The 13,911-nt window shown below is 25.5% G+C and carries 8 protein-coding genes; 3 read left to right on the top strand and 5 right to left on the bottom strand.

The window, feature by feature from the left end:
• The first annotated feature begins 11 nt into the window (after positions 1–11).
• Both LPB137_RS05940 and LPB137_RS05935 read left to right on the top strand, forming a co-directional pair.
• Positions 12–1,736, top strand: coding sequence for an ABC-F family ATP-binding cassette domain-containing protein (locus LPB137_RS05940; RefSeq protein ID WP_076085713.1), 1,725 nt, complete (start codon positions 12–14; stop codon positions 1,734–1,736).
• Between the two features lie 55 nt (positions 1,737–1,791).
• Positions 1,792–5,088 (top strand): EAL domain-containing protein, encoded by a 3,297-nt coding sequence (locus tag LPB137_RS05935; RefSeq protein ID WP_076085710.1) that lies wholly within the window; start codon positions 1,792–1,794, stop codon positions 5,086–5,088.
• Here the strand turns inward: LPB137_RS05935 and LPB137_RS05930 are convergent.
• The 5 genes from LPB137_RS05930 to LPB137_RS05910 form a co-directional block, all read right to left on the bottom strand.
• Positions 5,085–6,671 carry a HAMP domain-containing sensor histidine kinase gene (locus LPB137_RS05930; RefSeq protein ID WP_076085706.1) on the bottom strand — a complete coding sequence of 529 codons (1,587 nt, stop codon included), beginning with the start codon at positions 6,669–6,671 and terminating at the stop codon, positions 5,085–5,087. The two genes, LPB137_RS05935 and LPB137_RS05930, sit on opposite strands and share 4 nt — an antisense overlap.
• Positions 6,668–7,564, bottom strand: coding sequence for a PhnD/SsuA/transferrin family substrate-binding protein (locus tag LPB137_RS05925; RefSeq protein ID WP_076085703.1), 897 nt, complete (start codon positions 7,562–7,564; stop codon positions 6,668–6,670). Before LPB137_RS05925 ends, LPB137_RS05930 begins: the two co-directional genes overlap by 4 nt.
• A complete protein-coding gene (locus tag LPB137_RS05920) occupies positions 7,561–8,421 on the bottom strand; it encodes a PhnD/SsuA/transferrin family substrate-binding protein (RefSeq protein ID WP_076085700.1) in 861 nt (286 codons plus the stop codon). Before LPB137_RS05920 ends, LPB137_RS05925 begins: the two co-directional genes overlap by 4 nt.
• Before the next feature lie 3 nt (positions 8,422–8,424).
• Positions 8,425–10,212: a response regulator gene (locus tag LPB137_RS05915; RefSeq protein ID WP_076085697.1), complete on the bottom strand. Its 1,788-nt coding sequence runs from the start codon at positions 10,210–10,212 to the stop codon at positions 8,425–8,427.
• A gap of 192 nt (positions 10,213–10,404) precedes the next feature.
• Complete coding sequence (locus LPB137_RS05910; protein WP_076085694.1) at positions 10,405–12,663, bottom strand: glutamine--tRNA ligase/YqeY domain fusion protein; 2,259 nt, start codon at positions 12,661–12,663, stop codon at positions 10,405–10,407.
• Between the two features lie 158 nt (positions 12,664–12,821).
• Here LPB137_RS05910 and LPB137_RS05905 point away from each other — a divergent pair, with 158 nt between their 5' ends.
• Entirely contained in the window at positions 12,822–13,910 is a 1,089-nt protein-coding gene (locus LPB137_RS05905) for an ABC transporter substrate-binding protein (RefSeq protein ID WP_076085691.1), read from the top strand.
• The last annotated feature ends 1 nt before the right edge of the window (position 13,911 follow it).

The following is a 13,911-nucleotide window of genomic DNA, read 5'->3' as shown; positions in this document are numbered from 1 at the left end:
AAAAGAGAATTATGATTGAACTAATAAATATATCAAAAAGCTATCCAACAAGTGAACTTTATAGTGAACTAAACTTACGTTTAAATTCTGGTGATAAAGTTGGCCTTGTAGGACGAAATGGTACTGGAAAATCTACACTATTTAAACTAATCTTAGGTGAAGAGCATCAAGATTTAGGTGAAATAAAATTTCCCAAAGCTTATAAAATAGGTGCATTAAAACAGTACTTTGACTTCTCAGAAAAAACACTTATAAGTGAAACTGCCTTAGCTTTAAGTGAAGATGATAAATATGATATTTACAAAGCTGAAAAGATTTTATTTGGATTAGGGTTTGCAGAAGAAGACTTAGAAAAAGACCCAAAATCTTTCTCAGGTGGTTTTCAAATTAGAATTAATTTAGCAAAACTTCTTTTAACTGAACCAAATATGCTTTTACTAGATGAGCCTACAAACTACCTTGATATTTTGTCAATTAGATGGTTAAAAGCATTTTTAAAATCTTTTCAAGGTGAAGTAATACTAATCACACATGATAGAGATTTTATGGATAGCGTTTGTACTCATACTTTAGGAATTGTAAGAAAAAGAGCTTTCTTAATTCAAGGTGGAACAAAAAAATTCCATGATCAGATTTTAGCAAATGAAGAGCATCATGAAAAACAAAAAATTGCTCAAGAAAAAAAGATTAAAGATTTAGAAGAGTTTATTGCAAAGAATAAAGCAAGAGCAGCAACTTCAACACTAGCACAATCAAAAGTAAAAATCTTAGAAAAAATGGATATTTTAGAAGATATAAATTATGATGCAAATTTAAATTTTGATTTTAACTACAAAGATACAGCTGCGAAGTTTTTAATAGAAGCAAAAGACTTAAGCTTCGGATATACAAAAGATAATATACTTTTCAAAGATATAACATTTGCACTATCTCGTGGTGAAACAGTTGGAATCATTGGTAAAAATGGTAAAGGTAAATCAACTCTTTTAAATACAATTGCAGGTGAATTACAAGCCTTAAGTGGAAAAGTTGATTTTCATCCCTCTTGTGAATTTGGACATTTTGGACAAACAAATATTTCTCACTTAAATGCTAAAAATACAATTATGGATGAAATTTATAGTGTAAACCATAAACTTTCAGAACCAGTTATTAGAAAAATTTGTGGTTTAATGATGTTTAGTGGAGATAATGCAAAGAAAAAAATCTCACTTCTATCAGGTGGTGAGAAATCAAGAGTAATGCTTGGTAAAATTATTGCACAAGATGTAAATCTTCTTTTTCTTGATGAGCCTACAAACCACTTAGATATTGACTCAATAGACGCACTTACAAATGCAATAAAAGCCTTTGAGGGTTCTTGTATGATTGTAACGCATAGTGAAGAATTATTAAGAGCTGTTTGTGATAGATTAATTGTTTTTACAAACAATGGAGCTGATTACTTTAATGGAACTTATGATGAATTCTTAGAAAAAATTGGTTGGGAAGAGGATGATTCAACTGAAAAGAAAAAAGTAGTAAAACCAAAAAGAAATAAAAAAGAAATAAAGAAATTAAGAGCTTTAATAGTAACACAAAAAGCAAAAGCAACTTTAGATATAAGAAATGAAATTGCACAAATTGAAGAACTAAGTCTTACTGAAAAAAATAAAAAAGTAGCAAGACTTAATGAATTACAAAAAGAGCTTGAAAAATTAAATAAGGAATTTGCAAAGAAATTAGACGAAGTTTAGTTATTTCTTTGTACTATGTTATAATCAAAAGTAAATAATTCCAAAAGAAGTTAATTTGAAAAAACAAGAATACGAAAGACTAAAAGCTATTGCACTAAAAGATATAGAAAATTCTTCATCAAATAATTCTAATAATTTTAATAATAAAAGCTTAAAAGAAATTACTCAAATTACAGAAATTTATCAAGCTGAATTAGAAGCTCAAAATAATGAATTACAAACTCATATTCTAGATTTAGAAAATGCACAAAATGAATTAGAAATTTTATTTAATAATGCTCCAATTGCTTATGCTTTAATATCTAATGATTTTCGAATATTAAGGGCAAATAAAGAAATACTTTCAATGTTTAGCTCTTTTAACTTAACCTCTAATTTAGTACCTTTATATTCATATATATACACTGAACATATTACAAAATTTCTAGATTGGGTAAGAAATAAAGAGAAAGAAAATACATCTTTAGAAATATTACTTAAAACAAAAAATGGATTTAGATACTGTAGTTTAAGCTATCATAATTGGTCAGAACAAAATAATGATACTTTTCTTTTATCTATTCGAGATATACAAGATGAAAAAGAACAAAAAGACAGATTTAAAGCACTTTTCGAGAACTCTCAACAAGGTATTATTTATTTTGATAAACAAAATAATATTATAGATTTAAATCATCTTGCTTCTAAAATACTTGGAGATAAGAAAGCTTTAATATCTAAAAACTTAAATGATATAAATTCATTTTTTCTTGATGAAAAATCTCAAGCTATATCTATTGATGATTTCCCTTCTACTAAAGCTATTAAAACTAAAAAAATACAAGATACTTCTATCTTCTCTATTAAACATAAAGTACCTAATCAAACAATATGGCTCAAAATTGAAGCAATACCTTATTTTTCAGCTGAATATAAACTTTTAGGTGCATTTTGTATATTTACAGATATAACAATTGAACATGCCTTAAATAAAGAACTAGAACAACGATTAGAAAACTTTAAAGTTCTAAGTAATAACTTGCCAGAAGTAATATTACGAATAAATGAACAACAAGATATATTATTTGGAAATAAAAAAGCTTTTGAATTTTTCAATATTTCTTCTGATTTATTATATAAAAGAAAATTTTCTGATTTTCCTATATTTAAGAATAAAGAAGCAAGTAATTTTTGTGATACTTTAGATAATTTAAATCAAATAGATAAAATTACAACCAAGCAACTTAGCTACAAAAATAAAAACTATTTTTTTAGAATAATTCCAGAAGAAATAGATAATAAAAGTAATGTTTATTTAATTACGATTGAAGATATATCAGAAAGAGTTGAATCAGAAAATATGTTTAATCAACTATTTTATTATGCTTCTGATGCAATTATTTTAATAGATCATAGTATTGGAAAAATCAAATCAGTTAATGAAAAAGCATCTATACTTCTTGATTTAAAGAATACAAATATAGAAGAATTATCTTCTGTTGAGATTTTTAGTATACTTCATAATAAACACAATTTCAGCACTCACTTAAGAAATCTAGAAGAGTTTGGAATTGATACATATGAGGCATCTAGAACTTTGAAAGATGGGAAAACTCAATATTTAAAAATATATGCTTCTTTAATAAATATAGGAAATAAAGTTTATTTACAATCAATAATTCATGATTTAACCGATCATAAGGTACGTGAATTAAAATTAGAACAAACTTCGAGAATATTTAAACAAACAATAGAATCCATCCTAATTACAGATATTAAAGCTAAGATTATCTCAATTAATGATTCTTTTACAAAAACGACAGGTTATACAAAATCTGATATATTAGGTAAAACTCCAGCAATTTTAAAGTCAAATAAACATGATAAAGAATATTATAAAAATATGTGGGAAGAGCTGATAAAGAATGGCACATTTAAAGGTGAGATTTACAATAAAAAGAAAGATGGAACAATTTATAAAGTATGGGTTGCTATTTCAACTATTTATGATGAAAATAATAAAGCCATACAATATGTAGCTATTTATTCAGATTATTCAAAAATTCAAAGAAACCAAAAAGAGTTACAATCTTTAGCTCATTATGATACCTTAACAAAATTACCAAATAGACTTTTACTTAAAGAAAGTATGTCTCAATTAATAAAAATATCAAAAAGACATGATTATCAATTTGCAGTTTTGTTTATTGATTTAGATAGATTCAAACAAATTAACGATACATATGGACATGAAACTGGAGATGAAGTACTAAAGAAAACAGCTAATCGATTAAAAAGTGTTTTAAGAGAAAGTGATATTGTATCGCGTTTAGGTGGAGATGAGTTTATTGTAATACTTAATGAAATAAAAACCCAAGAAGATACTGAAATGGTAGCAAAAAACATTCTTACTAAATTACAAATACCTTTTAAAATTGATGAAAACAATCATTTTATATCTTGTAGTATTGGTATTAGTATATATCCAAATGACACACAAAAAGATGATATTGATACACTAATTAAAAACGCAGATATTGCTATGTACAAATCTAAAAATAGTGGGAAAAACAATTATCATTTCTTTTCTCAAAATATGGCAGATAAAGTAAATAAGATTTCTTTATTGCATAATGATTTAAATTTAGCTATTCAAAATCAAGAATTTTATTTAACTTATCAACCACAGTGCGACTTAACAAAAAATAAACTTGTAGGTTTTGAAGTATTAGTTAGATGGAAACATCCAATAAATGGAGAAGTTTTTCCTGATGAATTTATTCCTTATGCTGAAGAATCAAAATTAATTATACCTATTGGAACTTGGGTAATTAAACAAGCAGTAGAAGATTATTACAAAATAAAAGAAGTATTTAAAGAAGATTTTAAAATAGCTGTAAATGTTTCACGTTTACAAATAAACCACGACCTTATTAATCTTTTAGAAGCAATTATATTAAAAGATAAAAACTTAGTTAATATTCTAAAAATAGAGATTACAGAGAGTGCCGCTATGATTAATATTAATCAAACAAAAGTGATAATTGAAAAAATAAAAGAGCTTGGTTTTAAAATCTCTCTTGATGATTTTGGAACAGGATATTCATCTCTTAACTCAATTAAAACTCTTAAAATTGATGAACTAAAAATTGATAAAAGTTTCTTTAATAATATTCCAGGAAATAAAGATGATGAAGAATTGGTATCAACAATTATTCTTATGGCAAAAACTATGAAAAAAACTGTTGTAGCAGAAGGTATTGAAACAGAAGAAACAAAAGATTTTTTAATTGAAAGAAAATGTCCTGTAATCCAAGGTTATCTTATTTCTAAACCTATGATTTTAGAGGATGCTTTAAAGTTTAAACTTTAAAGTATCTCTTCATTTATTTTCATTTTTATTAGAAAACTTGCACCATTATTTTCATTTTTAGCAAGAAGAGAACCATCCATATTGTTTTCAATAATCATCTTAGACATATAAAGACCTATTCCAGTACCCTTCCCTTCTTCTTTTGTTGTAAAATATGGATCAAAAATATCATCTATTATATTTAAAGGTATTCCTCCTGCATTATCTGATATTTTCACTAATACATCTTTACCTTCTTTTGAAACATTTATGATTATTTCTCTATTATTACTATCATTATTTTCAACTAAAGCATCTTTTGCATTTCCAAGAAGATTTAAAATAACTTGTGAAAACTCACTTGGAAAACCTTTAATAGTAAGCTTTTCATCTATATTTTCTATAATATTTATCATATTATTTTCTAAAGTATTTTTAATAATATCTATTGAAATATCAATAGAAGATTTTATTGAAAATACTTCAACTTTTTTATTTGGTTTAAAAAAGTTTCTAAAATCATCAATTGTCTGAGACATAGAACCTAATAATCTATTTGATTTAGTAATAACTCTATTAATATATTTTTCATCAATCATCTCCATTTCATAAGCAAGTTCTAAATTTTGAATTACAAGACCCATTGCATTTAAAGGCTGTCTCCATTGATGAGCAATATTTCCAATCATTTCTCCCATTGCAGCAAAACGTGATTGCTGAATAAGCATTTTTTCTTGTTGTGATTGTTTTGATACTTCTTCTTGAATTTTTTTATCTAAATCAAGATTAAGTTGATTTAATTCATGTGTTCTTTCTTGTACTCTAATTTCTAATTCTTCATTTGATTTTCTAAGTCTTTCATCTGAAAGTTTTAAAGTATTAGTCATATGATTAAAACTGTTTGACAATTGTCCTAATTCATCTTGTGAGTTAATCTCAACCTTTGTATCAAGTTTTCCAATTGAAACGTTATGAGCAGCTTTATTAATTAATAAAATAGGGTTTACTATCCATTTTGAAATAAAAAATGAATATAAAAAAGATATTCCTAAAACTACAATTAAAATAATAAGCATTGATTTATATAAAAAATCTAAATCATTATTATACTCATCAAGTGAATAACCAATATCTATCCATCCCCATTTAATTCCTGTAAAAACTACAGGAAAAGAAACATGAAAAACTTTTTCATCTACTATTCTAGATTTAATCTTTTCAGAATTAATTGTTTCACTATGTGTGTTTTTAATATTTAAAGGAAGACTTGATAATAAAGACCAATTTTCCTGTGTTAAAAGTATAATCTCATCTTCATATTGAGCTTTTGTAACTATTGCATATTTTATTACATCATTATCTTCAATTACTTTTTGTAAGTGCTCAACAATAAAACTATTATCATTTGTAACCATTGCATCAGAAGTTACAAGAGTAATTGCTTTTGCAATAGTAATTGCTTTTGAATACATTACATTAACTAATGATTGTTCTTGAGACTTTAAAATTAAGTATTCTGAAAATAATACAAGTATTAAAATTGTACTAGAGAGAAGAACGAATATTTTTTGAAAGAAACTAGAAAATAGTTTAATTCTTCTCATTTTTTACTACTTTTTAATAATTCGTATTTTTTATAAAACGTTTTAAGAGGTTCTAATTTTTTACACTCTATTTTTTTTACACCTTTTATTTTAAAAAGATTTAAAATATTTTGTCCTTGAGAAGTAGTAGGAAGAATATTTATTTCATTTATTAAAATGTCTACAAATTGCTTATTTGCATCTTTATGAAAAAAAGTTATAAGCGGCATAAATATCTCTTGGGAAACACTTAATACTCTTAATTTTTTACTAACAGAAGGATTAAGTTCTTGAACCAAATTATATGTACTTATTGGAACTACACAGGCATCTATTTTCCCAAAATATGTGTTTAAAATGGCAGTTGATTTTTTTTTCGTTTTTACAATCTCATAACGAGATTTTTTTAAATTTTTAGATAATTTTTTTAAACTTTCATATTCTAAAAAGATTTTTGCTAGATAATCATCATTCTCAATTCCAATTTTTTTCCCTCTTAAATCTTTTAATGTTTTTATATTTTTATCTTTAACAAGTAAAACATATTGTTCAAACTCTTTATCCCCTTCTAATGTTATAGAACAAGTTTGAGTAAGACTATCAATAAGCTTACTATTTTTTAAATAGAAAAAAGGATTTATTGAAATATATTCAAATTCAGAATTTTTATATCCTTTAATTATTTCTTTTTCTGTATCAAGATATTTTATTGATACATCAATATCATTATTTTTAGTTACTTCAATTTTCCATAAATCAAATGCAATTCTTGCATCTTTATATTTTACACTACTTAATCCATCGATTAAATATCCCATTTTTCCACTTAACTTCGAGGAATCATCGGCTAATAATTGTAATGGCAAAAGAATAATTAGCATTATTCTAAATATACTAAAAATATGATTTCTCACTTTATACCTTTAACCTTTTTTAGTTTATTAAATTTGTTTACTAATTCTCTAATTGGTTTTAATAAGTTCAAATCTGTTTCAACAATTTTTTCTGTTTTATATAAAGATAAAAGTTGTTTCCCTTTAACTGTTGAATTAATATTATCAGTAGCATTTCTCATACTTTTTTTAATTTTTTCATCTAAACCTTTTCTAAAAAAACCTAATTGTGCGTCTGAAATATTAGTTTTCTTAAAAATTGAAACTTTTTTTGCAATTTGAGGGTTTAATTCAATTGCTATATCATAACTTTTTTGAGTAACAATAGCTACATCAGCTTTTTTGAAAAACAAATCTAAAATTGATCTTTGATAGGATCTAGAATAATGTAGTTTTGCTTTTTGATTTCCTATATTTTTTAGAAAAATATAATCTATATATAAAGTATGAAGTTCATTTTTTGTATTCATTAGGATTTTTTTGTCCGCTAATTCTTTATCATTATCAATATTAAGTTCACTTCTTGATATTAGAATCAAATTATATTCTTTCATATTGTTTGAACCCTGACCAAAAGCTTTTTCTAAACTATCTAAATCTAAATACTTTACAACCCTTAAAGGAGTTACTGTAATATAATCAAGTTTACTTGTGTCAATATCTTTTTGTATTTCTAAAGGATTATAATAATATATAAAACTTGATTGAATATCTAAGTTCTCCAATAACTTTTTCAATAATATATCCGTTGCAACTTTCATATCTTTTTTTGAAAGCATAGTAGTGTTACTTAAATCATAACCAACATTTAAAAATTCTTTCGCAAAACTAACATTATAAAAAAGCACTAAGGAAACTATTAATTTAATTATTTTCATAATTTAATCCTTAAATTTATTTCGGATATTTAAAAACATATCTAAATTTTCAAAAAATAAATCTACTAGTCTTGGTTCAAAATGTTTTCCTCTTTCTTCCTTAAATAGTTTAAAAATCTTTTCATCACTCCATGTTTTTTTATAGCACCTATTACTTCCTAGTGCATCAAATACATCAGCAAGTGCAGTAATACGACCAAAGATATGAATAGATTCACCTTCTAAACCTCTAGGATATCCACTTCCATCCCATTTTTCATGATGTTCATATGCAACTACTCTTGCCGCATTTAAAACTTCTCTTAAAGATCCAGAAAGTACTTCTTTCCCTATTTGGGTATGGGTTTTCATTATTTCCCATTCCTCATCATTTAATTTCCCAGGTTTATTAAGTATGCTATCAGGAATACCAACTTTTCCAATATCATGCATAGGACTTGCAGAATAAAGAAGATTTACTTTTTTATCATCTAAACCATATAATTTAGCTAATATTTTAGAATAATTAGCAACTCTTTTTACATGGTTTCCTGTTTCTTGACTTCTTGTTTCTCCTATTTGTCCCATTTTATAAATAACATCTTTTTGGGTATTTTCAATTTCAGAATGAAGATAAAAAATTTCTGTAACATTATTACTTATTGCCATATACTCAATAATTTTTTTATTCTCATTTGTAATAGGAACAATAGTAGTATTTATCCAATATGGTTTTTTATTTTTTGATTGGTTTTTTAAAACGCCGTGCCATATTTGTCCAGAAGTGATTACATTCCATAAGTCTTCAAATATCTTATTTGGATTATCAGGATGTCTTACTATTCTATTTGTTTTACCTATTAACTCTTCTTTCGAAAACCCAGAAATATCTATATATTGGTCATTAACATATATTATTTTACCACTTGCATCAGTTCTTGATACTACTGTACTTTCATTAATAGCTTTTTCATACTCTTTTGAAATATTTAATGCTGAACTAAATTGTTTATTAGTAATATTTAATTCATTTTTAAAATAATCACGCATTTGAACTTCATGAGTAATATCTCTTCTTAAAGCAATAAACTCAATAATATTATTGTCATGATCTAAAATAGGATTTATTGTTGTATCTACCCAATAGTGAGTACCATCTTTCTTCTTATTTTTTAGTTCTCCACTCCAAGGTTTTTTATCTCTTTTAATAGTTTTCCATAAATTAGTATATATTTTAGCATCCATATCAGGGTGTTTTATAAGATTGTGTTTTTTCCCTAAAATTTCAAAATCTTTATAGCCAGATATTAAACAAAATTGCTCATTAACATAAGTAATGTTTCCTTCTATATCTGTTTTTGAAACAATTGAGCTCATATCTACTGTTTCTTTATATTGTTCTAAAAGAGTAGCTTGTTTTTTTATTTCTAGTTTTGTATTTAAGTTTTTAGTAATTTGATTAATAGTTTTATTTAATAGTTTTAAATTAATTGGTTTATTTATATATTTATCAATAGAAAGATCAATAGCTTTTTTAAAAAATTCGGCATCACTATTTCCTGTAAGAAGAATTATAGGAACATCAGAACAAATATTTCTAATCTCCTCAGACATTTCAAGACCATTCATTTTAGGCATAACAATATCGCTAAGAATAAGATCAGGCTTTTTTTCTTTAAATAATTTTAAACCTTCAACACCATTTTCTGCAAGATAAAACTCTTTTGATATATTACGAAGGTACATTTCCATTTCTTCTCGAATATCAGATTCATCATCCACAAATAGTATAGTAAATTGGTTTTCTTTCATTTGTTTTTTACTCACATTTTAAATAAAATATTAATTTTTATCTAAGTCTATCATCTTATAATTTAATTATTAATAAATATTGATTTTTAATATTTTATTTAAAAGATTGTAAAAATGGTATCTTCTTTGAATTCAGTAAATATTATTTATTATTTATCAAAGGAAAAAAGAAAAGCCAAGAGCTCTTCTTTTTTATTGTAGTTTTAAACCTACAAGTTCATTAACAACTTTAGGATTAGCTTTTCCACCTGTATTTTTTAATACTTGCCCTACAAAAAAACCTAGAAGTTTTTTGTTTCCTGCTTTATATTTTTCTAAATTATCAGGGTTCTTTGCAATAATCTCTTCAATAATAGGTAAAATTATAGCAGGGTCACTTATTTGAACAAGACCTTTTTGCTCAACTATTGTTATTGGATTTTCACCTATTTTAGACATTTCTTCAAATACTTCTTTTGCAATCTTATTTGAAATAGTTTCATCATCAAGCATTTTTACAAGCTGTGCTATTTGTTTTGAATTAAATTTAAGCTCATCTATTTGTTTTTCTTTTAACACTCTTGCTACTTCAGTTACTACAATATTTGCAATACTAATAGGACTATTTAACTCTTTTAAAACTTCTTCATAAAAAGAAGAAAGTTTTTCATCTCTTGCTAAAATATTTGCAACTTCACTATTTAGTTTTAGTTCATTTGTATATTTTTCAAATAACTCTTTTTGCTCATCATTCATTGGAGTTTCAGAACCAACTACTTGCTCTTTTCTTACTTCTTTTTTTGGCTCTTGTTTAGCATTTTCTTTACTAACACTTTTTTTAGCCCATGAATCTTTTAAACCTACAATTTTATTAAATACTGGTTTTTCATCACTATAATCAATTGGGTCAGCATAGAAATAACCTTGTCTTTCAAATTGAAATCTAGTATCTGGTTTTTGTGTTATAACAGCAGGTTCAATTAAAGCATCTTTGATAACTTTTAATGAATTTGGATTAATGTCTTCTAAACCTTCAGGTGCTTCATCTTTAAATAATCTGTCATATAATCTTACTTCAATTTGCTTTGCGTCTTTAGAACTTACCCATTGTATTGCACTTTTTACTTTTATACCACTTGTATCTTCACCACTTTTTGAGTTTGGATGATATTGTGCTTTTATTTCTATAATATTTCCATTTGAATCTTTTATAACTTCTTTACAAGTAATTATAAACCCATGTCTTAATCGTACAGGTTGTGTAGGTGTAAGACGGAAATATCCTTTTGGTAGATTTTCACAAAAATCATCTTTTTCTATAAATATCTCTTTTGAAAAAGGTATTTTTCTAGAACCCTCTTTTGGTACATCATGAGGATAATAAGAAGCATCAATTTCTTCACTACCTTCATAGTTTTCAATTGTTACTTTTAAAGGATCAAGAACACACATAACTCTAGGAACTTTTTTATTTAAATCATCTCTAATACAAAATTCTAATTGTGCAACATCTACCATTGAATTTGCTTTTGCAATCCCAATTTGATCACAGAAATTTAAAATAGATTCTTTTGTGTACCCTCTTCTTTTATACCCAGCAATTGTAGGCATTCTTGGGTCATCCCAACCTGAAACCTGTCCACCTTGAACTAGCTCTAAAAGCTTTCTTTTACTCATTACTGTATAATTAATTCCAAGCCTCGCAAACTCATGTTGGTAAGGTCGTGGAAGTTCTAAACCTAAAGTATCAAGTACCCAGTTGTAAATGTCTCTATTATTTTCAAATTCTAAAGTACAAATTGAGTGAGAAACACCTTCTAAATAATCAGATAAACAATGAGCAAAATCATACATTGGATAAATACACCAATCATCATTTGTTCTAAAGTGATGCGCATGTCTAATTCTGTATAAAAGAGGATCTCTTAGTTTCATATTAGCAGCACTCATATCTATTTTAGCTCTTAATACATGCTCACCATCTTTAAATTCACCATTTTTCATCTTTTCAAAAAGTTCTAGGTTTTCTTCAATACTTCTGTTTGCATAAATACTTCGTTTTCCTGCTTCTTTTACAGTTCCACGAAATTCTCTCATTTCTTCTTCATTTATACTATCAACATATGCTTTACCCATTTTTATAAGTTGTATTGCATATTCATATAATTTAGGAAAATAATCTGAAGTAAAATGTACTTTATCTCCCCAGTTAAAACCAAGCCATTGCACAGCATCTTTTAAAGCTTCAACATATTTAGTATCTTCTTTTGTTGGATTTGTATCATCCATTCTTAAATTACAAAAACCTTCATAATCTTCGGCAATACCAAAGTTTATACAAATTGATTTAGCATGTCCTATATGTGGAAAACCATTTGGTTCAGGAGGGAATCGTGTTATAACTTTATTATATTTACCAGCTTGTAAATCTTCTTCAACTTTAAGACGTAAAAAATCTTTTTTCTCGCTCATTATTATTAAACCTTTTTGATTTTTGATACTATTTTAAAATTTGCATTTTATCAAATTAGAGCTTATATCATCCAAGCATTCATACTTGAAAAAGTTAGATAATAAAAAGTTATGTTACAATTAATTAAAATAGACATTCTTGCATAGAAAGGTAAAAGATGAAATATATATCATTTCTTATTATAATTATTTTTTTTAATTCATGTGTAAATACAAAAGAAGAAGATATTAAAATAGGTTTTGTAGCAGGTCTTAGTGGAAAATATTCTGCTCTAGGTACAAGCATAAGAGATGGATTTACTCTTGCTTTTGAAGAAATAGACTATATGATTAACAATCAAAAAGTAGAAATTATTCAAAAAGATGATAAACAAGATGAAAATGAAGCAAAAAAAGCAATTGAATATTTTCTGCAAAATGATATAAAACTAATAGTTGGTAACACTACTAGCTCAATGTCGAAAGTTTCTTATCAAATAATAGATAAACAAACAGATACATTACTAATATCTCCAACTGCTAGTTCAAATTATTTCAATAAAAAAGATGATAATTTTTTAAGAATTCAAGTTGAAAATTCTGATAAAAAATTTAAAGGCTTAATAGAATATGTTAAAAAAAATAAAAATATTGTTTTTATATACGATTCTAAAAACCAAGATTATTCAAGTGATTATGAAAAATTCTTTAAAAAAGAGCTTCAGCTAAAATGGCAAAATAGCTTTGTTGAAAAATTTGATATAAATGAACCATATAAAAATATTGTTGAAAATTTAAAAATAAAAAAAATAGACTTAATTGTAGTCATAGCAAATTCAATTGATAGTGCAAATATTATTCAATATTTAAAAGTAAATGATATCAAAGGTCAAATACTAGCTTCAGGCTGGGCAAAAACTAAGGATTTTATTTCAAATGGAGGAAGAGCAGTTGAAGATGTTCTTTTTTCTACTGAATATGATGAAAATTCTAAGGATATAGATTTTTTAAAGTTTAGAAATCTATTTATGAAAACATACAACAAAGAACCTTCTGCTATAGAAACCCAAGGATATGAACTTGGAAAAATTTTAATAAATAAGCTTTCTAAATCAAGTGATATTTCCACTTTAAAACAACGAATACTTAAACAAGAAATATATAAAGGTCTTCAAGGAAATATAACTTTTGATAAATATGGTGATGTAACAAGAGAATATTTTATGATGAAAGTGAAAAATGCAAAATACGTAAGAATTGAAGAATAAA

The organism is Poseidonibacter parvus, from assembly GCF_001956695.1.
GTDB classification, from domain to species: Bacteria; Campylobacterota; Campylobacteria; order Campylobacterales; family Arcobacteraceae; genus Poseidonibacter; species Poseidonibacter parvus.
Note: the sequence above shows the minus strand (reverse complement) of the source record. Positions and strands in the feature narration are given on the sequence as shown.

Excerpts from the sequence above, each read along its gene's own strand:
- LPB137_RS05920 (WP_076085700.1), bottom strand. The coding sequence starts at position 8,421 with ATGAAAATAATTAAATTAATAGTTTCCTTAGTGCTTTTTTATAATGTT.
- LPB137_RS05940 (WP_076085713.1), top strand. The coding sequence starts at position 12 with ATGATTGAACTAATAAATATATCAAAAAGCTATCCAACAAGTGAACTT.
- LPB137_RS05915 (WP_076085697.1), bottom strand. The coding sequence starts at position 10,212 with ATGAAAGAAAACCAATTTACTATACTATTTGTGGATGATGAATCTGAT.
- LPB137_RS05905 (WP_076085691.1), top strand. The coding sequence starts at position 12,822 with ATGAAATATATATCATTTCTTATTATAATTATTTTTTTTAATTCATGT.
- LPB137_RS05910 (WP_076085694.1), bottom strand. The coding sequence starts at position 12,663 with ATGAGCGAGAAAAAAGATTTTTTACGTCTTAAAGTTGAAGAAGATTTA.
- LPB137_RS05930 (WP_076085706.1), bottom strand. The coding sequence starts at position 6,671 with ATGAGAAGAATTAAACTATTTTCTAGTTTCTTTCAAAAAATATTCGTT.